Here is a 21,997-nt window from a genome sequence, read left to right as displayed (position 1 = left end):
TCCCAGCATGAGTCGTGGCGTCGTCCGCCAGAGGGGAGAGAAGTTGGACAAGCGTCCTAGACACTTGACTTGTACGGGTGACCGTCTCACTCTGTTCGGACCGAAGTCAACGCCTCGCAGGAGTTTCCGTGACCGATTCCCCAACCGTCAGTGACACCGGTGCCGCATCGGGCGCGGGTATCGCCGTGGACAACCCCGCCACAGGGGAAGTGATCGACCACGTCGCGGACACCTCCGCGGACCAGGTCGCTGCGGCCGTGGAGCGCGCGAGGCGGGCACAGCCCGGCTGGGCGCGCCTGACCGCCGATGCCCGCTCACGGCTGTTCGCGCGTGCCCGGCACTGGATGCTGGCCCACCGGCAGGACATCGTGGCCTCGATCGTCGCCGAGAACGGCAAGGCGGAGGAGGACGCCGTCATCGAGGTCGTCTACTGCGTCGGCGCCTTCGCCCACTGGGCCAGACACGCCCCGCGGCTGCTCGCCGAGACCCGGGTGCGCTCCCTGTCCCCGCTCGTCTTCGGCCGCCGTATGTACACGCAGCGGGTGCCGCTCGGCGTGGTCGGCGTCATCGGCCCCTGGAACAACCCTCTGATCAACTCCTTCGGCGACGCCATTCCCGCGCTCGCCGCCGGGAACGCGGTCGTGCTCAAGCCCTCCGAGTGCACGCCGCTGAGTGCCCTGCTCATGGAGCGGATGACCCGCGAGTGCGGCTGGCCCGAGGACGTGTTCCAGGTCGTCACGGGCGCCGGCGCCACCGGACGGGCCGTCGTGGACACCGTCGACTTCGTGATGTTCACCGGCTCGACCAGGACCGGGCGGGCCGTCGCGGCGCGGGCCGGTGAGCGTCTCGTCCCCTGCTCCCTCGAACTCGGCGGCAAGGACGCCCTGATCGTCCTCGCGGACGCCGACATCGAGCGGGCCGTCAGCGTCGCCCTGCACGGTGCCCTCGTCAACGGCGGCCAGATGTGCACCTCGGTCGAGCGGTGCTACGTCGAGGCCCCCGTGTACGACAGGTTCGTCGCCCGGCTGCGCGAGCGCTTCGCCGAGGTCACCCAGGCCAGGCCGGACGGGCCGGGCAGCGCCGACGTGGGCGCACTGACCTTCCCGCCGCAGATGGACGTCGTGACGGACCACGTCAAGGACGCCGTCCAGCGCGGCGCCCGGGTGCTGGTCGGAGGGCACGTCGGCGCCGGGCCCGGCCGGTTCTTCGAGCCCACGCTCCTCGTCGACGTCGACCACTCCATGGCGTGCATGCGCGAGGAGACCTTCGGCCCCACGCTGCCGGTGATGAAGGTGGCCGACGCCGAGGAGGCGGTACGCCTGGCCAACGACAGCCCCTACGGCCTGCAGGCCACGATCGTCGGCAAGGACACCGCCCGGGCCCGACGGCTCGCCGAGCGGCTGCAGGTCGGCTGCGTCACCGTCAACGACGTCCAGTCCAACTACATGGCGTTCGGGCTCCCCATGGGCGGCTGGAAGGAGTCCGGACTCGGCGTCCGGCACGGCGCCGAGGGACTGCGCAAGTACACCCGGCTCCGCGCGGTCTCGGTGAACCGGTTCCCGCTGCGCCGCGACCCCCACATGCTGCCGTTCGACCCCGCTGCCTACCGCCTCATCCTGCGTCTGGTGACCGCGCTGTACGGCAGTCGGTCGCCTTTCACCAAGTCCTCCGCGAAAGCCGTCACGAAGAAATGAACGGCTCCCGTCGGACACCCGCACCCAACCGAGAGGCAATGAACTCATGCCCCTGAGCACCGACACCCCTGTACAGCACGAGTCGGTCGGCCCCATGCCCGAAGGCGTCACCCTCCCGATGCCGCCGCAGAACCCGTCGGTCGAGGAGGAGCGTCTGATCCGCAAGCAGGAACTCGCCGCCGCCTTCCGGCTGTTCGCCCGCTTCGGTTTCTCCGAGGGCGTCGCGGGACACATCACCGCACGCGACCCCGAACGCCCCTCGGCCTTCTGGGTCAACCCCTTCGGGATGTCCTTCGGCCAGATCCGGGTCTGCGACCTCATCCTCGTCGATCACGACGGCACCCTCCTGGAGGGCGGGCGACCGGTCAACAAGGCGGCGTTCTGCATCCACTCCGAGGTCCACCGGGCCCGCCCCGACGTGGTGGCGGCCGCGCACACCCACTCGCTGCACGGCAAGGCGTTCTCCGCCCTCGGCATCCCGCTGGACCCGATCACGCAGGACGCCTGCGCCTTCTACGAGGACCACGGGCTGTACACCGACTACCGCGGCGTCGTGAACGACACCGAGGAGGGCCGCCGGATCGGTGCGGCCCTGGGGACGGGCAAGGCGGTCGTCCTCCAGAACCACGGGCTGCTCACCGTCGGGGCCTCCGTGGCCGAGGCCGCCTGGTACTTCGTCACCATGGAACGCTCCTGCCAGGCCCAGTTGCTGGCCATGGCCGCGGGTACGCCCAAGCTGATCGACCCCGACACGGCACGGACGGTGCGGGACCAGACCTCCGGTCCGCTGCCGGGCTGGTTCCAGTTCCGCCCGCTGTGGGACCAGATCACCCAGCAGGAGCCCGATCTGTTCGACTGACACATGGGCCGGGGGGACGCCGGCCGGGCGGGCGCGGCGGCCCGGCCGGCCGGAACGCTCCCTGCCACCGCTCCGGTTCAGGTCGGCAGCGTGTCCGCACGGCTCACGGCGAGGGTCTCCAGATGCCTGCCGGTGAGGCTCAGGACCTCGCGGCTCGTCTCGGTGTCGCGGTCGATCAGCCAGCACATCGTGAGCCCGTCCAGCACCGAGTTCAGGTACCGGGCGAGGACCGGAACCGCGACGGTCCACCGGACGCCGGTCTTCTCGGCGATGTCCGTCATGAGCTCCTCATGGACGTCCAGACAGTGCCGGTACTGGCGGCGCGCCAACTTCTCCATCCCCGCCTGGCGCAGGGCGTAGTGGGCCAGTTCGTAACCGGCCAGCTGCTCGCCGGGGCCGGCCTGCACGCCCTCCCAGAAGGTGTGCAGGCTCTTCTCGACGGCTGCACGCAGCTCCGACTCCCCGGCACACGCCTGCCGTGAGGCGGCCACGAAATCGTCCGTGACCCGCGTGATCACCTCTTCGAGAAGATCCTCACGCGAATCGAAACAGTAGTGGAAGACACCGAGGGGCATGCCTGCCTCGCGGACGATGGAGCGGGTCGTCGCCTTGGCGACACCCTCCCGGGTCGCCACCCGCATCGCCGCCGCGATGAGCTCTTCCCGCCGTTCCCTCAGCGTCATACGGGCCATTGGGCTGCCGCTCCTCCGGATCGAATCGGTCCTCAGGCTAACACCGCGTCCAGGACGATCGTCTTGGACACTTGACTTACTCCGGACGGTGGGCGACCGTATCGGCAACCGACGCCCGGTCGTGATCACCTTTGGGAGGCAGCAGTGAAGCCGAAGGCCACCGTCGTTCTGGACGGGTTCGGTGTTCTGGAGTCGTTGCGCTGGCACGACGACGCCCTGTGGTTCTGCGACATGGCCCACGGCACGGTCCACCGCTGGGACACCCGGGGCAGGCCCGAGAAGGTCGTCGACGTCCCCGGCCGTGCCGGCGGGATCGGATTCCTGCCCGACGGACGCATGCTGGTCGTCTCGATGGAAGGCCTGTGCGTGTACCGGCTGGAGCCCGACGGCTCGCTGGTCGTGCACGCGGACCTGCGGGACATCGCCAAGGGCCCCGTCAACGACATGTTCGTCGACCAGGAGGGCCGCGCCTACGTGGGCAACTTCGGGTTCGACTATCACGCCTTCCTCGAACGGCATCCCAACTCCATGCTCTACGCGCCGCCCGGTCCTCCCCGGGCTCCGATCGCCTGCTTCTCCCCCGAGGGCGGACTCATCGGTGTGAGCGAGCCGCTGGCCTTCGCCAACGGCCTCTTCCCCATCGACGAAGGCCGGACCATGCTCGTCGCCGAGACGCTGGCGATGAGACTCGTGGCGCTGCCGGTTCTGGCGGACGGGCAGCTGGGCCAGGCGCGGCCGTGGGCCCCCTTGATCGAGCCCTGGCTGTGGAAGGCGGTGACCCATCCAGGACTGGTCGGCGGCATCACCCGTCGCGTGTCCGCTCTGCTGGATCACCAGGTCATCGCCGACCGCTCCAGCAGCCCCATCGCCCCCGACGGCATCGCACCCGGCAAGGACGGCACGGCCTGGGTCGCCAACGCGCTGCGCGGCGAATGCGTCCGGGTCGGCCCCGGCGGCAGGATCCTGGAACGGGTCGCGACCAGCCAGCGCACGCTCAGCTGCCTGGTCGCGGGCCCGAAGGGCGACACCCTGTACGCGGCGACCGTGCCGACCGACGACCCGCCGCGCGCACGGGAGCTCAACGGTTCGCGGATCGAGGCGTACGCACTACCGTCCTGACGGCGACTTCCGCACCGGAGCCAACTCCCCCACGGGGTCCGCGACAGCGGCCGCCCATCGAGAAACGGATCACCATGGCAAGGATCACCGACCGCACGATCCTGATCGTCGGCGCGTCCTCGGGCATCGGTGCGGAAGTGGCGCGCCAACTCGCCCCCGGCGGGAACCGGCTGGTCATCACGGCCCGGCGCGCCCCCGAACTGGCCAGGATCGCGGGGCAGGTACGGGCCGCGGGCAGCAGGTGTCTGGACATCGCCGCCGACGCCCTCGACCCGCAGGCGGCGGCCGACGTGGTGGCGGCCGCCGCCGCGGAGTTCGGGTCCGTCGACATCGCGCTGCTCAACGCCGGCGACGGACCGGACATGACCATGGACCAGGTCTCCGTCACCGACGTCTCGCGCATCATGGCGTTGAACTACGACGTCGTCGTCAACTACCTCGTTCCGCTGACCGAGCAGATGCTCCGGCAGCACGACGGCGGACTGATCGCCCACACGAACTCCCTCGCCGGACTCATGGGCATCCCCCGCCAGGGCCCGTACTCGGCGGCCAAGGCCGCCGCACGCACCCTCCTGGACGCCGCCCGCGTCGAACTGGGTCCCAGGGGAATCCGGTTCACCAGCATCCATCCGGGGTTCGTGGCCACGGAGCGCATCAGCGATGACGGGCTGCCCAAGCCGTTCCAGATCAGCCAGGAGCGCGGAGCCCGGCATGTCGTACGGGCCTTGGAGAAGGAGCCGGCGCAGGCGTACTTCCCCTGGCCCACGGCGGCCCTGGTCCGTGTCCTGCGCGCGCTGCCCACACCTCTGTCCTCGCTGGTTCTGCGCAAACTGGCCTACCGATAGAGCGGTCGCATGCGGTCACTCCTGCCGTGACACACCGAGCACCTTGACGCGCGCACATCAAGCTGCTGTGATGCGCTCCATTTCGTTGGAATGTGTTTCCTTCATCTCCACGGGAGCCGCATGTCACACAGATTCGCACGAACATGGGCTTGGCGGGCCGTCACCCACGCCCTGGCCCTCGGGCTCGCGACGGCGGGCCTCACCGCCCTCGCCCCGCAGGCACCCGCGGCATCGCCGGCCACCGAGCCGGTCGCCGTCAGCACGACCCAGGCCGAAGTGACCCCGCCCCCGATGGGCTGGGCGTCCTGGAACAGCTTCGCCAGCAGCATCGACTCGGACGTCATCGAGCAGCAGACCGACGCCCTCGTCTCCTCCGGCATGGCCGCCGCCGGCTACCGGTACGTCAACCTGGACGACGGCTGGTGGCAGGGCGACCGCGACGCCGACGGCACCATCGCCGTCGATGCCACGCTCTGGCCGGACGGGATGAAGGCGGTCGCCGACTACATCCACAGCAAGGGCCTGAAGGCCGGCATCTACACCGACGCCGGCAGGAACGGGTGCGGCTACTACTACCCCACCACCCGTCCCGCCGCCCCGAACACCGGTATGGAGGGCCATTACCAGCAGGACCTGGAGACCTTCCAGCGGTGGGGCTTCGACTACGTCAAGATCGACTGGTGCGGGGGCCGCGTGGAGGGCCTCGACCAGGAGGCGGCGTACAAGGCGATCGCCGCCGCCAACCGGGCCGCGTCGGACGTCACCGGCCGCGGCCTCGTCCTGTCCTTCTGTGAGTGGGGCAGCGGGCTGCCGTGGAACTGGGCGACCGGCTACGGCGATCTGTGGCGCACCAGCACCGACGTCATCCTGTGGGGGCAGACCCCGACCACGGCCATGATGCTCACCAACTTCGACCGTGGTCTGCACCCGGCCGCCCAGCACACCGGGTACTACAACGACCCCGACATGCTGATGACCGGCATGAGCGGCCTCAGCGCCGCGCAGAACCGGCTGCACATGGGCCTGTGGGCGATCTCCGGGGCCCCGCTGCTGGCGGGGAACGACCTGGCCACCATGAGCACCACCACCCGCGACATCCTCAGCAATCGCGAGATGATCGCCATCGATCAGGACCCGCGCGGGCTGCAGGGCGTCAAGGTGGCCGAGGACACCCGCAACCTGCAGGTCTACGGCAAGGTGCTCTCGGGTACCGGCCGGCGCGCTGTCCTGTTGCTGAACCGCACGAGTTCCGCGGCCTCCATGACCGTCCACTGGGCCGACCTCGGCCTGACCTCGGCCTCGGCCTCCGTACGCGACGTCTGGGCGGGCTCCGACGCAGGGGCCTTCGCCACCGGTTACACCACCACGGTGCCCGCGAACGACGCCGTCCTCCTCACGGTCTCAGGCACCGAGACCTCCGGCTCCACGTACGAGGACACCACCGGCGCCGCCCTGCCCGCCTTCACCGGTGTCACCACCGCCTCCGCGGGCACCGAACTGGTCGACATCACCTACGCCAACGGCGGTGACACCGCCCGTCAGGCGACCATCCAGGCGGGCGGCCAGTACGCCTCCCTCGTCTCCTTCCCGCCGACCGGCTCGGCGACCTCCTACCGGACCGTGTCCGTCCTCGCCCACCTCGCGAAGGGGTCCAACACGGTGCGCTTCGCGTCCGTCTCCGGACGCACACCTCCGGACATAGACGCCATCCGCGTCCAGGACATCCCGGGCACCGACGGCACCGCGCTCGTCGGCGCTGCCTCCAGCCGCTGCGTGGACATCGACAAGAACACCATCACCGACGCCACACAGGCACAGCTCTGGGACTGCTCCGGCGGCCGGAACCAGACCTTCACCCACACCTCGCGCGGTGAACTCGTCGTCTACGGCAACAAGTGCCTGGACGCGGACGGCAACGGCACGGGCAACGGCACCAAGGTCATCATCTGGCCCTGCTCGGCGGGCACCAACCAGAAGTGGACCGTGCACTCCGACGGCACCGTCACCAACGACCTCTCGGGCCTGTGCCTGGACGCCTCGAGCGCGGCGACCGCCAACGGCACCAAGCTGGTCCTGTGGACCTGCAACGGCCAGACCAACCAGAAGTGGACCCTCGACTGACCCGATACGCGACGGAGTAGCCCACGGGTGGCGGGAGCGCGAGAGCCTCACCGCCCACCTCGTTCTTCGCTCGGAGAGCGACGGTGGGTACATGGAGAGGCGGCTGTCCGAGGGCCTGCACTGCCTACACGGCTTGAAGCGCCCCGGGAACCAGGTCGTCGACGCACGGGTACCCGTCGACCGCCATGATCAGATCGGCCTCGGCGAGCAGGGCGCGCAGGACGTGCACGATGCCCTCCGCGCCGCCCAGCGCGCAGCCATAGGCGTAGGGGCGGCCGATACCGACCGCCGTCGCGCCCAGGGCAAGGGCCTTGACGATGTCCGCGCCGCTACGGACGCCGGAGTCGAAGAGGACGGGCAGCCCGTCGGCGGCCTCGACGACGGCGGGCAGCGCGGTGAGGGCGGGAAGGCCGCCGTTGGCCTGCCGTCCCCCGTGATTGGAGCAGTAGATCGCGTCCACTCCCCCGTCCCGGGCGCGCCGGGCGTCCTCGGGATGGCAGATGCCCTTCACGATCAGCGGCAGGTCGGTCAGTGAGCGCAACCAGTCCAGATCCTGCCAGGTGAGCGGGTTGCCGAAGACCTGGGTCCAGTGGAGGACCGCGGCCTGCGGATCGTCCTCCGGCGGGCGGGGCAGCGCCGCCCGGAAGACGGGGTCGGTGAAGTAGTTGGCCAGACAGTGACCGCGCAGTTGCGGGAAGTTGGACAGGGCCAGGTCACGCGGGCGCCAGCCGGTGATCCAGGTGTCGAGGGTGACGACGATGCCCTGGTAGCCGGCGCGTTCGGCACGGTGGACGAGGCTTTCGGCGAGTGCCCGGTCAGTGGGTGTGTAGAGCTGGAAGAAGCCCGGGGTGTCATCGAGCTCGGTGACGACGTCCTCCAGCGGGTCGACGGACAGGGTCGAGGCGACCATGGGCACCCCGGTGCGGGCGGCGGCCCGCGCCGTGGCCAGGTCGCCGTGCCCGTCCTGGGCGCACAGACCGATCACTCCGACCGGGGCGAGAAACACCGGTGACGGCAGCGTCATGCCGAACAGGCCGACGCTCAGGTCACGCTGTGCGGCACCGACGAACATACGAGGGATGAGCCCCCAGTGGGAGAAAGCGGTGACATTGGCTCGCTGGGTGTGCTCGTCCCCGGCACCACCGGCGACGTAGGACCACACCGACGACGGCAGAGCGGCTTGTGCTGCGGCCTCCAGTTCCGCGAAGTCCATCGGGAACGAGGGCAGTACACCGCCCAGGCCGTTGAGGTAGATCTCGTTCTGGTAGTCGGCGAACGCCATGACGGACACCCATCGCTCAGCTGCGCCACACGCAGGGGTATTGCGGGCGTCCAGAGTGCGACACTGTGCCGTATGGAGCGTCCAGGTGCAGGATTCATCGTGCGAGGCGGTTCTTGATGCAGGATCCGGAGACGGAGTGCTTGTGCTGAGTGAAGAGGATCTCGCACTCGTCCACGCCCTGCAGCTACGCCCTCGCGCCTCCTGGACCGAGCTGGGCCGTACCCTCGGCGTGGACGCCGTCACGGTGGCGCGCCGCTTCCACCGGCTCACGGACCGGGGCGAGACCTGGGTCGCGGTCTCCCCCGGCCCCATGCTCCTGCAGCACCTCTGTGTCGCCTTCGTCGAGATCGACTGCGCCGCCGGGACGGCCGACGCCGTGGCCGGCACGCTGCGGGGCCACCCGCACGCGGTCACCATCGAGCGGTCCGCCGACACCCACCGGCTCCTCGCGACCGTGGCGACCGCCGATGTCGCCGCGATGGCCCACTACACCCTGGACGTCCTCTCGGCCGTGCCGGGCATCGCCGCCGTGGGCACGAGGATCGTCACGCACATGTTCACCGAGGGCGGCCGGTGGCAGATCGACGTCCTGGACCCCGAACAGCGCTCACGGCTTGTCACACCGACCGGTGGAGAGGACAGCGGCCGGCGCACCGGCAGCGAGGAGATCACCTCGCGCGACCGCGTCCTGCTGAGCCTGCTGTACCACGAAGGCCGCGCGTCCTTCCAGTCCCTGGCGGAGGCGCTCGGTACGACCGCCTTCACCGTCAGGCGGCGGCTCGACCGCCTCACCCGGCTCGGTCTGATCCGCTTCCGGTGCGACTTCGCCCGTCCCCTGGGCGGATGGCCCGTCGCGGTCACGTTCTGGGCCACGGCCCCTGTCCATGAGCTGTCCGTCATCGGGCACGCTCTCGTCCGGCTGCCCGAAGTCCGCAACTGCGCCGCCGTCACGGGTCGGTACAACCTCGTCGTCCAAGCGGCCCTGCACTCCGTGAACGACGTGCTCCGTCTGGAGACCCGGCTCTGTGACGTCCATCCCCGCCTCGTCGTCACCGACCGCGCGATGACCCTGCGCCACGACAAACTCCTCGGCCGGGTCCTGGACCCGCGCGGCCGGTCGCTCGGTGTCGTTGCGCCCGACGTGTGGTCCGAGCCGGGCGGTTCCGTCCCCGCCGTATGAGGTGCTCCGCTCCGCCCGGCTCAGGTCTCCCGGGGCCGGGTGTGCTGGAGGAGGTGGTCGGCGAGCAGTTCGAGGACGGCCCGGCTGTCGTCGCTGTTGCGGTCGACGAGCCAGGTCATGTTGAGGCCGTCGACCGTGGACTGCACATACCGCGCGAGCACCGGGACAGGCACCGTCCACTCGATCCCGGCGTTCTCGGCGGCGAGTTCCAGCAGGGAGGCGTGGGCGCCGAGGAAGATCTCGTACTGCCGCCTGGCCACGTTCTCGAAGTCCGGACTGCGCAGCGCGTACTGCGTGAGCTCATAGCTGATCTGGTGCTCACGGGGATTGGCCTCGAAGCCCTTCCAGAACGCGTGCAGGCTGTCGAGGACACTCTCGCGGATGTCCTTGTGCGGGGCGAAGACTCCGCGGACCTCTGCCACATACCGCTCGGTGAGGGTCTTCGTGACGAGTTCGAGCAGCTGTTCCCGGGAGTCGAAGCAGTAGTGGAACACCCCGAGAGGCATACCTGCCTCGTTCACGATCGCGCGGGTGGTGGCCTTGGCCACACCGTCCCGCGTCATGACCCGGATCGCCGCTTCGAGGAGCTCGGCCCTCCGGTCTGTGGCCGCCATGCGGGGCACGCGCTCTCCTCTCTCCACCTGCACGTTCGCCCGTCAGGATAGCGGTGGTCGGGCACGCGGCCCAAGAGATGTCGGTCAATGGTCCAGGACGGACGACCAGGCGTGGTCCGCGTAGCGGGAGCCGAGGACGGCTCCGCCCGGGAGCGGAGCCGTCCGGTCGCGTCACGTCGTGACGCGACGCCTCACTCCCGCGTCAGGAGCGCCGGGTGCGCCCGGCCAGGAACATCGCACCGGCGCCGGCCGCGACCACCAGGGCCGCCGCCCCCGCGATCAGTCCGACCGGTGCGCTGGAACCCGTCTCGGCGAGCGGCGGCTTGCTCTCGCTCGGTGACGGCGTGGGGGTGGCCGGCGGGGTCGACGTCAGCGGGGGAACGTCCGGAGTCGTGGGAGGTGTCGAGGAGGGCTTGGGCGCGGTCGGGGTGGCGGGAGGTGTCGACTCGGCCGGGGGCGTGTCGTCCGCGGGGGTCGTGGGTGTGGCCGGCGTGGTCGGCGTCGGCTGCGACGGGGTCGGGGTGGGTGAGTCGGGCGTGCAGGCCTTCTCCCCGCCGTTCCAGGCCGCTATCAGGTGGTACGGCGTGACGACCCCGTCGGGCTCGTAGGGTGCGGGACCATGCCCTGCGCCGGTTCCGCCGTCGTAGGTGACGTCGTCGCCGTACAGGTCGATCTGGCCGTAGCAGTCGGGGGACTTCACGGACAGCTTCTGCCAGGTGCGCTTGGCGTCGCCCGAGCCGGCGACATCGGCGGCGGTGAGGTAGACCGTGGCCTTGTCGACCAGGGCCTGACGACCCGAGGTGTACCAGTCGGGACCTTCGGTGGTGTACTCGGCGAGGGAGACGGGGTATGTGCAGCCCTCCCCTACGGTCTGACCGGGAGCGAGGCGGACCTCGACGGTGCCGGGGGCGGTCTTCCAGAGGTAGAGCCCGCCCTGTGAGGTCCAGTCCGCACCGACGACGTTTCCGTCGGCGCCGACGATGCGGTACTGCACGGTGGCGGACTGGCAGCCGCCGGCCGGTGTGGCACTTGCCGAGCCGGCCGCGAGCAGAGGGAGGGCCGTGGCAGCGGTGACGGCGAGCGCGGGCAGGGTTCTGAGACGTTGCGAACGCGACAAGGTGAGCCCTTAAGGAAAAGAAGGTGTGGGAGGTGGCACGATGCGAACGACGGGCGCACGCGGGGGAATCGTCAGAAGGCGTGCGCGAACAGACCGGTCGCGTCACTTCGCCCGCGTCGAACGCGGCGAAGTAGACCGAATTCTGCTCGGCATTCACAACTCCCGTCAATCTTAAGCGGGTTCACCCTGCTCCACCGTCGACGGAGTGCGCCGGGGGGCGGGTCGAACAGCTGCCGCGCCGCCCTGATCTGACCGTGTGCGATGTCGCCCGGCAGGCTGCGCGCCGGCACCTGAGCGGGCCCCTGGACCGCAGGGTTACCAGGTCAACGCGTCTGGGTCCGGACGGCGACGAGTACGGGCGTCGGCGACCGATCCATCCGACTTGGTCGGATGACTGTCTCAGGGGACTGAGTCGGTATGATGCACGGATGGCTCACGTGTCCGCGGCGGAGCGCCGCCCTCAGCTGATCAAGGCCGCCATCGACCTCATGACCAGAGAGGGCGTCGCCGCCGGAAGCACCCGCGCCATCGCCGCCGAGCTGGGCGTGGCCCAGGCCACGGTGCACTACACCTTCGGCACCAAGGAGGACCTGTACCGGGCCGTCATGGAGCAGCTCACCCATGACCTGATCGCACAGGTCGAGCGGGCCGCGCCCGCGGACGCCGGTTTCGAGGAGACGGTAGCGGCACTCGCCGCGGCCCTGTGGCAAACCCTGCGCGAGCAGCCGACCAGCCACCAACTACTCACAGAGCTGTCCATGTTCGCCCTCCGGACACCGCGCCTGGAAGAGGCTTTGAAGAGCCACTACGGCGAGGTGACGACCGCGACGACGAGGCTGGTGACCCAGGCCGCCGAACGCGCGGGACACCGACTGGCGCAGCCGGCGGAGACCCTGGCCCGGTTCTTCCTCGCCGGCTTCGACGGCCTGTCGGTGCAGCACCTCTCCCTGCCCGACGAGGAAGCCGAACTCACCTGCCTCCAGGCCCTCGTCTCAGCCGTCGTGGCCCTCGCGGGTGGCCGACTGGAACTCGTGCCCGTGCCGACCAGATGACCTTGCGGGTCCCGACAGAGGGCGCGATCGCCCGCCTCCTCAGTCGTCATGCCGGCGATCGTTTCGAACGCGCCTGGTGAGCGGATCCGACGTCCGGATCCGCCCACCAGGACCACTTTGAGGGCACTACCACCGTCGAAGGCGCGAGCTGCCGGGGACTGACGGCTCAGATCCCTGGTCGGGCCACTGCCCCAGTCAGCTCGTCCGCAGTCCCAGCGCACCGAAGGTGTGATCCTTCCAGAGGCGGCGGGAAGCGTCCTCCGGGTACATGGCGACAGCCGGCTCCGTGTCCATGAGCCGCACGAGTCGCTGCTCAGGGTCGTAGGCCGGCCAGCCCGGGTCGCCAGTGGCGGCGAAGGAGGTCCAAGCGGTGCGGAACCGGCGGGAAAGCGCCTCGATCTCCGGTGAGGGCTCCGGCCCCACCAGCAGGGCGCCGAGCCCGCCGTACACGCCGAAGGTGAGCGGCACGTCGAGCCCGTGGCAGGCGCCCAGCGCGCCACCACCCGCCGGAGCGGACCAGGTCAGGTCGTAGAAGTGGGCCCGACCGCCGCCGGCCACGTGTGCCTGGGCCAGGTGCAGCGAGGGCATCCGGAAGAGCCAGTCGGACTGGACAAGCTCGAAAAGGTACTCGGCCGTGGCGTCGGGGAAAGCGGCGCGGTAGTCCCGCTCGGGGTCCGTTCCCGGTCCGAAGAGGGCCAGGGCCTCGGACGCCAGGTTCTCGTCCACCCGCCCCAGCAACCCGCCGAGCATGAGGAACAGGCGGTACTCGTCCCGGTTGTGCCCAACGACCAGCTCCACATCATGCGCGCCCCCGGCTCTGAGGGCCTCCCAGGGCGCCGTGGGCAGCACCTCTCCGTCAACGACGGGCGAGTACGGCGTCGGCGTGTGTGCGACCGGCCCCCAGCGGTCGGCGTACTGACGCATCCGGGCGCCCAGCGCCGCCCCCGCCCCGGGCAGCTTGCGTGGGTCCACACCGGAGAGGTCGGCCACGGTGGGCCGCAGTCCGAGTTCGCCGGCGAGGCCTTCGGCGATGTCCTGGGCCAGCGCGTCGGAGAAGTACGTACCTGGAACACTCTGTGCGACGGCCCGCCGGAAGAGGCCCCGTGCGCTGGGCATGGCCATGAGCGCGGCAATGGAGCCCGCGCCCGCCGACTCACCGAAGACGGTGACCTGGTCCGGGTCTCCGCCGAAGGCCGCGATGTTGTCACGGACCCACGCCAGTGCGGCCACCTGATCCAGCAGACCACGATTGGCCGGGGCGCCCTCGATGCGGGCGAAACCCTCCAGGCCGACACGGTAGTTGAGGGTGACGAGCACCACCTGGCCATCACGAGCCAGACGGGAGCCGTCGTAGGCCGGATCGTCGGCGGAGCCGAACTTGTAGGCGCCACCGTAGATCCACACCATGACCGGGAGGCCGGCGGCCGGATCCGGAGCCGGTGTCCACACATTCACCGTCAACCAATCGTCGCCCTCCGGCCCGGCCGACGCCGGGTCCGGTCCCGGGCCCAGGGGTTCCTGCGGGACGGGCGGGCCGAACGCGAACGCCTCCCGAACCCCGTCCCAGCGGACCGTCGGCCGCGGGGCCGCGAAGCGCAGCTCTCCGACGGGCGGCTGCGCGAAGGGAATGCCGCGGAAGACGGAGAGCCCGTCCTCACCCCGCCCGCGCACCGTACCGCACACGGTACGGACTTCCGGCAGTTCTTCTCTGGTCATGTGCGACTCCTCAACAACCCACCGACACAAGGCCTTTGGGCACAGGGGAACGAGCCCGGTCGGCATGGCCCAGCGGTACCCGGAGACTCACGCCGACCCGTTCGTGAATATTACTTCACGTGACGAACAGAACCCACTCCTTCCGCTCCGTCTTCCCGGTCGGCCGAGCCATCGCCACAGCGACGACCGCCAGTCGCCGAAGCGCCCGGCGTCCCTGGGATCGGGGGGGGACGGCGGACCGGTGCACGGGGGGGGGCGGGCTCGGGCCTTCAGACCACGGACGAGGGCGCCGGTCGGCGCTCGTCGGAGGCCGCGGTCTCGGCCACCGTCATCCTCAGCAGGGGCAGCGAGGCAACGAAGGTGCCCAGCGCCAGTATCGGGCTCAGCACGCCGGCCCCGGCGCCGTCGAGAATGGCGCCGACGGCCAGCGGGCCGATGCCGGTGCCCAGTGCTCCGGCACCGCTGAGGGAGGCCACCAGGCGGCCGGTCGGGTCGATGAGGGCCGCGGCGGCGAGCATCTGCACCAGGACGGCGAGTTGGCAGGTCTGCCAGACGACGGCCGCCACGACGAACAGCACGGGATCGTGGGTGAGGATCAGGAGGGCCATCGCGAGGGCTTGCGCCGTGACGAAGGCCGCCATCGACGGCATGCGCCCGAAGCGTCGTCCGGCGACGGGCCCCAGCACGGCACCGGCCAGCGCCACGACGCTGGACACCGCGAGGACGGCCGACACGGCCGAGTGCGACAGACCGGTGTGCTGGCGGCCCAGAACCGAGGCATAGGACCAAGCGCCTTGTGTGACGGCCCACAAGAGCGCGGTCCCCGAAAGCAGGGCCGGCGATGGCTTCGCCGGGGCCGTCACCCCCTTCTCCACGGCACCGCTGACCGCAGGTGCGGGACCGTCGGGAAGCCTGCGCACCAGCGGCCAGGCGAGCAGGCAGCACAACGCCATGAGCAGGAACCCGGTGCCCTCCCCCAGGCCGTGGTTGGCCTCGGGAACGGCCATGATCAGCAGTGCGGTCACGCCGACCGTGCCGGAGACGGTGACCGCGGACGCCTTGTCCGCGTCGTCGGTGGCGGCCAGCGCCGCGGTGGCCGCCGCGTAGACCGCGCCGAGCCCGGCTCCGAGCACCAGGTTGGCCAGGACCAGCGTCACGATGTCGGTGGCGACCGTCGCCGCCAGGAAGCCGACTCCCGCGAGGGCCAGCCCGAGTCGGGTCATCCGCACGCGGCCCGGACGCGCGGCCCGCTGGGCCAGCAGCAGCGTCACGACCGCCGTGGCCATCAGCTGGGTGGCGGCCACGAGTCCAGCGCCGGAATCCGACAGTGCGAAGCGTGAGGCGAAGTCGTCGACGAAGACGGGCATCACGTTCGCGCCACCGTTTCCCAGGGTCACGCCCGCGACCAGGGCCACGCCCACGGCGAAGGTCAGCGCGGAGCCGCTGCGGGCGTTCACAGGCCGCGCCTCTGCGCGGAGTCGGAGGCGACAGCCGGCCTCCGGCAGGGCGTCGGACGTGCAACAAGCATGAGAACCTCACGAATTGAGGGGATCGGGAGAGATGCGGAGGCGACGGGCCACGGAGGTGGTGGACGTCCGGGGCCCGTCGATCGACCGGTTGAGCACGGTGGCCGCTTGCCACCGCACGGGGGATCTCAGCCGGCCCAGACGTCCTCGACGTAGTAGCCGGACTCGATCAGGGCACCCAGCCAGGCCGCGGCCTCCTCGTCCCCGGCGCCCGTGTGCCCTCGGTAGATCGCCATGAAGGCCTCCCGCACCGCAGGGGCCATGCGGCGGCCGTCACCGCAGACGTGGACGCGTCCGCCGGCTTCCAGGACCGTCCAGACCTCGTCGCTCTCCCGCGCGATGCGGTCCTGGACGTAGCGGGCGCCGTCCACGGGGGCGTAGGCGAAGGTGGGCCGCATGCTGACGGCACCGGCAGCTTCGGCCGCCCCGAACTCCGCTCGGTGCAGGAAGTCGACGTCCGGGTGGTCGCAGCCGAAGTAGCACAGCAGCTTGGCCGTGGAGCGGGTGTGGTGGCGGTCCAGGACCGCACCGCGGAAGGGTGCCAGTCCGGTGCCCGCGCTGACCAGGATCACCGGTACGGACGGATCCCGGGGCAGCCTGAAGTCCTCACTGCAGGGCAGCACCCTGGCCTGGACCGTGTCCCCGGTTCTCACGGTCTGCAGGTGGTGCGAGGCGATGCCACGGAAGGTGCCGTCTCCGCAGCGGTGGGGCGCGGCGAGCAGTGACACCATCAGATCCACCTCGCCGGGCGCGGCCTCGGCGGACGAGGAGATCGAGTAGTGGCGCGGGCGCAGCACCGGCAGCAGTTCGAGGAAGCGCTCGAACGGAAGCTCGCACGCTCGGTGGCGTTCCAGGAGGTCCAGGACGCTGCATCCGGTGGCGGCCACCTGCGCACGGAAGGACTCGGAGTCGGTCGTGGCGAGTTCGGCCAAGGGACGCCGCTCGGGCGGGCAGGCGGTGTGCTCGGCGAGCACGGCGACCTGCTCCTGGGTCACGGGGTCCTGCAGTTCGACGAAGTCGGTCAACAGACGGCGCAGGGTGAGCGGGCGGTCGACAGGCAGGACGGTCCGGCTGCGGCGACGGGCCCGCAGGCGGACGGTGCGGTCCAGATCGAGGGCGAAGCGGTCGGCCACCCGCTGCACGAGGATCTCCGGGTTGCGGGGAAGGACGGCCAGGTGGTCGCCGGTGCGGTAGGAGACGCCCTCGGGCAGCCGCAGTCGGAGGAAGCGCTTGGAACGGCCGAGCTCATGGCTCGTGTCGACCATCTCGTACGTGTCGAGCACCTCCATGGGCTGCACGCCGTGCCGCGCGGCGAGTTCGCCCGTGACCGAGTCGGCGGTGTCCCGCAGTTCGTACAGGCCCTGCTCCTGCTCGGCGTCCGGCTCCACCGCGCTCGCCTCGCCAACGGTCCCGTACCGCGCCAGCAGGGCGGTCCACAAGTCGCCGGTCCACCGGTCCACCGTGCCGGCGAAGTCGCCGGAGGCGTCGGCGGCGCCGCGCTCCAGCAGGGCCGTGGCTCCGGCCGCGCTCAGCCGTTCGTCGATGAGTGTGGGGACGCGCTGGTAGGTGGCGGCCCAGTTGCGGTCGCCGACGCCGAGTACGGCGTACCGGACGCCGTCGAGTGAACCCGGCGGCAGCCCGTCCAGCCCGCGACGAACCGGGCGGCGTCGTCGGTGGGCCTGCCGTTGTACGAGGCGGCCACGATCACGACGGGGCCGTCAACGGCCGTGAGCCTGTCCACGGCGTCGTCGAGCTGGGCGACGGAGGCGTGGAAGCCCCGCTCGTCACCGTCGGTCGCCAGATCACGTGTGATGCCCGCGCAGGTTCCCAGGTTGGAGCCGTGCAGCAGAGCCAGCGTGGTTCCCGTGGCGCGCCGGGCGATGGGCCGCCCCTCGGCAGTGGGGGCGCCGCTCGCGGCGGCGGGGGGCAGGCGCCGCTCGCCGCTGGTGCGCCGGGCGAGGTTCAGGGTGAACTCGTCGGGCTTGATGGTGAGCGACTGCTTGATCTTCAGCTGGTAGTTGGTGTGGTCGATCAGGCGGTACCGGTGGATCACCAGCGCGAGAACGAGCGTGGCCTCGTGCAGTGCGAACTGGCGTCCGATGCAGGCGCGTTCGCCGTTGCCGAACGGCTTGAACAGATGGACCGGGCGCTCCTCCTCGCGCTCGGGCAGGAACCGGTCGGGGTCGAACAGTTCGACGTTCTCGCCCCAGGCGGGGTCCCGGTGCAGCTGGGGAATGAGCACCTGGATCGACTCGCCCTTGCGCACCGCGTACTTCCCGCCGATGACCGTGTCCTCCAGCGGCTCCACGGCATAGGCGGGTGCCGTCGGCCACAGCCGCAGGCTCTCATTGAGCACTCGGCGGATGTACGTCAGCTTGCCGACGTCCCCGTACTCCGGCTCCGGGATGTCCTCGTCTCCCCACAGCGCATCGACCTCGGCCTGGGCCCGGGCCAGGATCTCGGGGTGCTTGGTCAGGTAAATGAGGGCGAAGGACAGCGCACCGCTGGTGGTCTCATGGCCGGCGATGAGGAACGTGATCGCCTGGTAGCGGATGTTGACATCGTCCAGGGGCTCGCCCGACACCGCGTCGTGGGTGTGGAGCATCCGGCCGAGCAGATCATCGGTGCTCCGGTCGCCGGACGCCCGCCGTTGCCGGATCACGTCGTCGACCAGATCCTTCATCAGGGCGACGTCACCACGGAACTGCTCGGCCTGCTTGCGCTTGAACAGTTCCATGCCGGGGATGGACTCTCCCTTGGCCTGGGCGAAACCGAGCGCCCGGGACAGAGCGGTGACGAAGGGGTGCGTCTCCTCCCGGGCGAACGACTCGAAGTCGTAACCGAAGCCGCACAGGCCGATCGTGTCGAAGGTCAGCCGCGTCATGTCGGCGGCGACGTCCACGGGCTCCTTGCCGACCGCCCGGTCCCATTTCCCGATGAGCTCCCCGGCGACCTTCAGCATCGTCGTGTGGTAGCCGCGCATCGCGCCCAGGGAGAACGCCGGCATCAGGACGTCGTGCGCCTTGCGCCAGTTGGGCTCGTGAGCGAAAGCGGTGAAGAGACCGTCACCGCCGATCTCCCGGAGGATCACGAGGTCGTTGTGCACGTTCTTGCGGAAGCGGCTCTCGTCCGCCAGCTCGGTGACCAGTTCGAGGCCCGAGGCGAAGTTGATCTCGTTGCCGAAGATGCGGATCTTGAACAGCGGCCCCAGTTCCCTGGCCTCCTTCATCACATGGAGCAGGCCGTCGGCGCCACTGGGGATATCGAACGCGTGGCCGACCAGAGGCAGGGCGGGACGCTGGGGGATCGGTTCGGTTCCGCGCAGGGTCGCGTGAGTCATGAGCTTGCCTTTCGTTTCACGCAGGCGGTCGCTTGCTGCAACCATACGATCGACATTGTCAGTCGACAATGTCGATCGATTGTGTTGGTCGACACGGTCGACTGACGGAACCGCAGGGGAAGTTGGGGCGTCGGGCGGCACCAGGACAGGACAACCGGCACGTACCCGGCCCTGTCGGGCTGGCTCCTGGACGACTGAGGATTCCGCGGCGTGCCGTGGTTCACGGCCACCGGCACCGCCGTGGGCTTCGCCCTGGTGGCCTCCTCCTCGGCGGAGCGGTCACGGCCGTCGTCTGCGCCTGCTCAGGTCGGCGCCGCTGTCCTCGCGGCCCGTTCCGTGACTCCTCTTCCTGTTCAACCTCGTCGTCGATGGCGTCCACGGAGAACACGACGGTGGGACCCCCCGCATCCGGCCGGGCGCCGGGCACTCCGTCACCACCCCGTGGCCGCTGTCCATGGCGGACGCGGCCCGTGATCGGCCGGGGAGCCGCCACGAACGCCGCCGCCGCGTTCCGCAGGAGGGCCGTCATCCAGCAGGAAGCAGAAGTCGGACGGCCTCGAGGACGCCCCGTCGGCCCCGGGTTCGACGCCCGGCCGCTCGCCCCGGACACGGCCGTCGTCCGATGGTCTTCCGGTTCCGCAGGGCTGCCGTGGTGCAGCGCGTCATTTCTCGGCTGGGGTGGGGGCTCTGGGGAGGCGTAGCTGGAAGCATGCTCCCAGGGTCCGGGGGGTAAGGGTGAGGGTGCCTCGGTGGCGGTGGGCCAGGTCGCGGGCGATGGCGAGGCCCAGGCCGGTGCCGCCGTGGTCGCGGGAGCGGGCGTCGTCGAGTCGGACGAAGCGTTCGAAGATGCGCTCGGCGTCCTCGGTGGGCACGCCCGGTCCGTCGTCGTGCACCGTGAGGACGATCCAGTCATCCTGGTTTCGGATGGTGATCTGGATGCGGTGTGCGGCGTGGCGGGCGGCGTTGTCGATGAGGTTGCGCAGCAGCCGTTCGTATGCGTCGGCGCTTCCGTGTGCGTGTGCGGGGGCGGTGCTGTCGCAGGTGAGGGTCAACGGTCCTTCGGTGACGGGGTGTTGCTCGGTCAGCCGGGAGGCGAGCGCTGTCAGGTCGACGGTTTCGGGGCCGGCCACGGGGGTGCGGGTGTCGAGGCGGGCGAGGAGCAGCAGGTCTTCGGCGAGGGCGTGCAGGCGGCGGGTCTGTCGTGCGGCGGTGGTGGCCGCGGCGGGCCAGTCGGTGCGTTCCGGGTAGGCGAGCGCGACTTCCAGGCTGGCCAGCAGTGTGGTGAGAGGGCTGCGTAGTTCGTGGGCAGCGTCCGCGACGAAGCGGCGTTGCTGGGCGGCGGCGTTCTCGAGGCGTTGGAGGGTGGCGTTGAGGGTGGTGGCCAGGGCGGTGATCTCGTGTCCCGTGGCGGGGACGGTGACACGTTCGCGGGGGTCGCTCGCGGTGACCGAGGCGGTGACGACGCGGATGGCTTCGACCGGGCGCAGCGCGATGCGGACGGCGAAGTAGGCGACGGCGGCGATCAGTACGAGGCTGACGAGCCCGGCGCGCAGCAGCAGGCGGTCGATGGTCCTGGTGATCGCCTCGGCTGTGTGCGGGAGCAGCACCACGTAGACCCGCAGCTCGGCGTCGGCGGCGACGCCCAGAGCGGCGGCTTGGTCGCTGCTGAGTTCGTCGGCGCCGATATCGGTGAACATGACCGTGTAGGTCCTGCCGGCCATGTCGAATCTGTCCGTGGAGTCGTCGTCGCGGCGGTCCGGTATGCGGAGGGGAAGGATCGTCAGGCTCCCGGGCTCCCTGGCCTCCGATGGGGCGGGCAGCACATGGCGGGTGCCGGGATCGAAGTCCTCCATGCCTCCGCCGTAGGCGACAGCGGAGCGCCGGCCGGTCGCGACGACCTCGTACGGCAGCACGGCGCTTCTGCGAACGGGGACCACACCCTCGTTCAGCTGATCGGCAAGAGCCCGCAGCTGCATCTCGGCTTGGTTTTCGGCGATCCGCGTGCCCTCGCGGTAGACGTCGCCGTGTACCCACCAGCCGATGCCGGCCAGGATGACGGCGGCGGCCGAGGCGGCGGCCAGGGCCGCGCGGGCTCGTACCGAACGCGGCCACCAGCGGCGTCGCGGTTCAGTCGCGTTCACGGTCGTCCACCAGTCGGTAGCCGGTACCCCGTACGGTCTGCAGGGACTGCCGGTGGAACGCGGCGTCCACCTTCTTGCGGAGGGCGCTGACGCGCGCCTCCACGAGGTTGGGGTCCAGGGCTTCGTCGGGCCACGCGTGATAGAGCAGATCCGATTTGGAGACCGCCTGGCCCGCCCGGCGGGCCAGCAGCTCCAGCACGGCGAACTCCCGGGGTGTGAGGTCCACCCGGGTCCCGGCCCGGCGGCAGACCCGGCCGGCCACGTCCAACGAGAGGTCGCCCACGGCGAGGACGGGCGGGGCGACCGCGGCGGCTCGTCTGACCAGGGCCCGCAGCCGTGCGACGAGGACCAGGTAGGAGAAGGGCTTGGCCAGGTAGTCGTCGGCCCCCGTGTCCAGGGCCTCCGCCTGGTCCCAGTCCCCGTCCTTGGCGGTGAGCACCAGGATGGGGGTCGCGTTGCCCTCCCGGCGCAACTGGGCGCAGACCTTGTAGCCGTTGAGTCCGGGCAGCATCAAGTCCAGTACGACAAGGGCGTATTCGCCGGTCCGGGCCATCCACAGTCCCTGTCGGCCGTCATGGGCGAGGTCGACGCTGTAGCCCTCGGCGGTCAGACCGGTGTGCAGGGTGTGGGCAAGGTCCACCTCGTCTTCGACCACCAGGATGCGCATGCGGTGCAGCCTCGCACAGCGCCGGCCGGCCT

15 protein-coding genes and 1 pseudogene are annotated in these 21,997 nt (G+C 70.5%); 7 read left to right on the top strand and 9 right to left on the bottom strand.

What is annotated here, in order from left to right:
• Nucleotides 1–128 precede the first annotated feature (128 nt).
• Nucleotides 129–1,694 carry an aldehyde dehydrogenase family protein gene (locus ACYQ8Q_RS43185; RefSeq protein ID WP_460072695.1) on the top strand — a complete coding sequence of 522 codons (1,566 nt, stop codon included), beginning with the start codon at nt 129–131 and terminating at the stop codon, nt 1,692–1,694.
• A gap of 46 nt (nt 1,695–1,740) precedes the next feature.
• A complete protein-coding gene (locus ACYQ8Q_RS43180) occupies nt 1,741–2,553 on the top strand; it encodes a class II aldolase/adducin family protein (RefSeq protein WP_460072693.1) in 813 nt (270 codons plus the stop codon).
• Between the two features lie 77 nt (nt 2,554–2,630).
• Here the strand turns inward: ACYQ8Q_RS43180 and ACYQ8Q_RS43175 are convergent, their stop codons facing one another.
• Complete coding sequence (locus ACYQ8Q_RS43175) at nt 2,631–3,245, bottom strand: TetR/AcrR family transcriptional regulator (protein ID WP_460072691.1); 615 nt, start codon at nt 3,243–3,245, stop codon at nt 2,631–2,633.
• Between the two features lie 144 nt (nt 3,246–3,389).
• Here ACYQ8Q_RS43175 and ACYQ8Q_RS43170 point away from each other — a divergent pair, with 144 nt between their 5' ends.
• The 3 genes from ACYQ8Q_RS43170 (at nt 3,390) to ACYQ8Q_RS43160 (ending at nt 7,330) form a co-directional block, all read left to right on the top strand.
• Nucleotides 3,390–4,364: an SMP-30/gluconolactonase/LRE family protein gene (locus tag ACYQ8Q_RS43170; protein ID WP_460072689.1), complete on the top strand. Its 975-nt coding sequence runs from the start codon at nt 3,390–3,392 to the stop codon at nt 4,362–4,364.
• Nucleotides 4,365–4,438: 74 nt separating this feature from the next.
• Nucleotides 4,439–5,209: an SDR family NAD(P)-dependent oxidoreductase gene (locus tag ACYQ8Q_RS43165; RefSeq protein WP_460072687.1), complete on the top strand. Its 771-nt coding sequence runs from the start codon at nt 4,439–4,441 to the stop codon at nt 5,207–5,209.
• Between the two features lie 120 nt (nt 5,210–5,329).
• Entirely contained in the window at nt 5,330–7,330 is a 2,001-nt protein-coding gene (locus tag ACYQ8Q_RS43160) for a ricin-type beta-trefoil lectin domain protein (protein WP_460072686.1), read from the top strand.
• 124 nt (nt 7,331–7,454) lie between these two features.
• Here ACYQ8Q_RS43160 and ACYQ8Q_RS43155 read toward each other — a convergent pair whose 3' ends face one another.
• Nucleotides 7,455–8,612, bottom strand: coding sequence for an alpha-hydroxy-acid oxidizing protein (locus ACYQ8Q_RS43155; protein WP_460072685.1), 1,158 nt, complete (start codon nt 8,610–8,612; stop codon nt 7,455–7,457).
• A 142-nt stretch (nt 8,613–8,754) separates the two neighbouring features.
• Between ACYQ8Q_RS43155 and ACYQ8Q_RS43150 the strand changes: the two genes are divergently transcribed.
• A complete protein-coding gene (locus ACYQ8Q_RS43150; protein WP_460072683.1) occupies nt 8,755–9,792 on the top strand; it encodes an Lrp/AsnC family transcriptional regulator in 1,038 nt (345 codons plus the stop codon).
• 20 nt (nt 9,793–9,812) lie between these two features.
• Here the strand turns inward: ACYQ8Q_RS43150 and ACYQ8Q_RS43145 are convergent, their stop codons facing one another.
• Nucleotides 9,813–10,406, bottom strand: a complete 594-nt coding sequence (locus ACYQ8Q_RS43145; RefSeq protein ID WP_460072681.1) for a TetR/AcrR family transcriptional regulator — start codon at nt 10,404–10,406, stop codon at nt 9,813–9,815.
• 202 nt (nt 10,407–10,608) lie between these two features.
• Nucleotides 10,609–11,523 carry a hypothetical protein gene (locus tag ACYQ8Q_RS43140; protein ID WP_460072679.1) on the bottom strand — a complete coding sequence of 305 codons (915 nt, stop codon included), beginning with the start codon at nt 11,521–11,523 and terminating at the stop codon, nt 10,609–10,611.
• 428 nt (nt 11,524–11,951) lie between these two features.
• On the opposite strand from ACYQ8Q_RS43140, the gene ACYQ8Q_RS43135 reads away from it, so the two are divergent.
• On the top strand, nt 11,952–12,575 hold the full coding sequence (locus ACYQ8Q_RS43135) for a TetR/AcrR family transcriptional regulator (RefSeq protein ID WP_460072678.1): 624 nt from the start codon (nt 11,952–11,954) through the stop codon (nt 12,573–12,575).
• A gap of 195 nt (nt 12,576–12,770) precedes the next feature.
• On the opposite strand, the gene ACYQ8Q_RS43130 is transcribed toward ACYQ8Q_RS43135, so the two are convergent.
• The 5 genes and pseudogenes from ACYQ8Q_RS43130 to ACYQ8Q_RS43110 all read right to left on the bottom strand — a co-directional run bounded on the left by ACYQ8Q_RS43130 (nt 12,771) and on the right by ACYQ8Q_RS43110 (nt 21,965).
• Nucleotides 12,771–14,291: a carboxylesterase/lipase family protein gene (locus ACYQ8Q_RS43130; protein ID WP_460072677.1), complete on the bottom strand. Its 1,521-nt coding sequence runs from the start codon at nt 14,289–14,291 to the stop codon at nt 12,771–12,773.
• A 269-nt stretch (nt 14,292–14,560) separates the two neighbouring features.
• Complete coding sequence (locus tag ACYQ8Q_RS43125; RefSeq protein WP_460072675.1) at nt 14,561–15,748, bottom strand: MFS transporter; 1,188 nt, start codon at nt 15,746–15,748, stop codon at nt 14,561–14,563.
• A 197-nt stretch (nt 15,749–15,945) separates the two neighbouring features.
• Nucleotides 15,946–19,157, bottom strand: a pseudogene (locus tag ACYQ8Q_RS43120) (bifunctional cytochrome P450/NADPH--P450 reductase).
• 662 nt (nt 19,158–19,819) lie between these two features.
• On the bottom strand, nt 19,820–21,298 hold the full coding sequence (locus ACYQ8Q_RS43115) for a sensor histidine kinase (RefSeq protein ID WP_460072674.1): 1,479 nt from the start codon (nt 21,296–21,298) through the stop codon (nt 19,820–19,822).
• On the bottom strand, nt 21,285–21,965 hold the full coding sequence (locus ACYQ8Q_RS43110; RefSeq protein ID WP_460072672.1) for a response regulator transcription factor: 681 nt from the start codon (nt 21,963–21,965) through the stop codon (nt 21,285–21,287). The genes ACYQ8Q_RS43115 and ACYQ8Q_RS43110 overlap by 14 nt, the downstream gene beginning before the upstream one ends.
• Between the last annotated feature and the right edge of the window lie 32 nt (nt 21,966–21,997).

This window comes from Streptomyces sp. YKOK-I1 (assembly GCF_054660435.1).
Note: the sequence above shows the minus strand (reverse complement) of the source record. Positions and strands in the feature narration are given on the sequence as shown.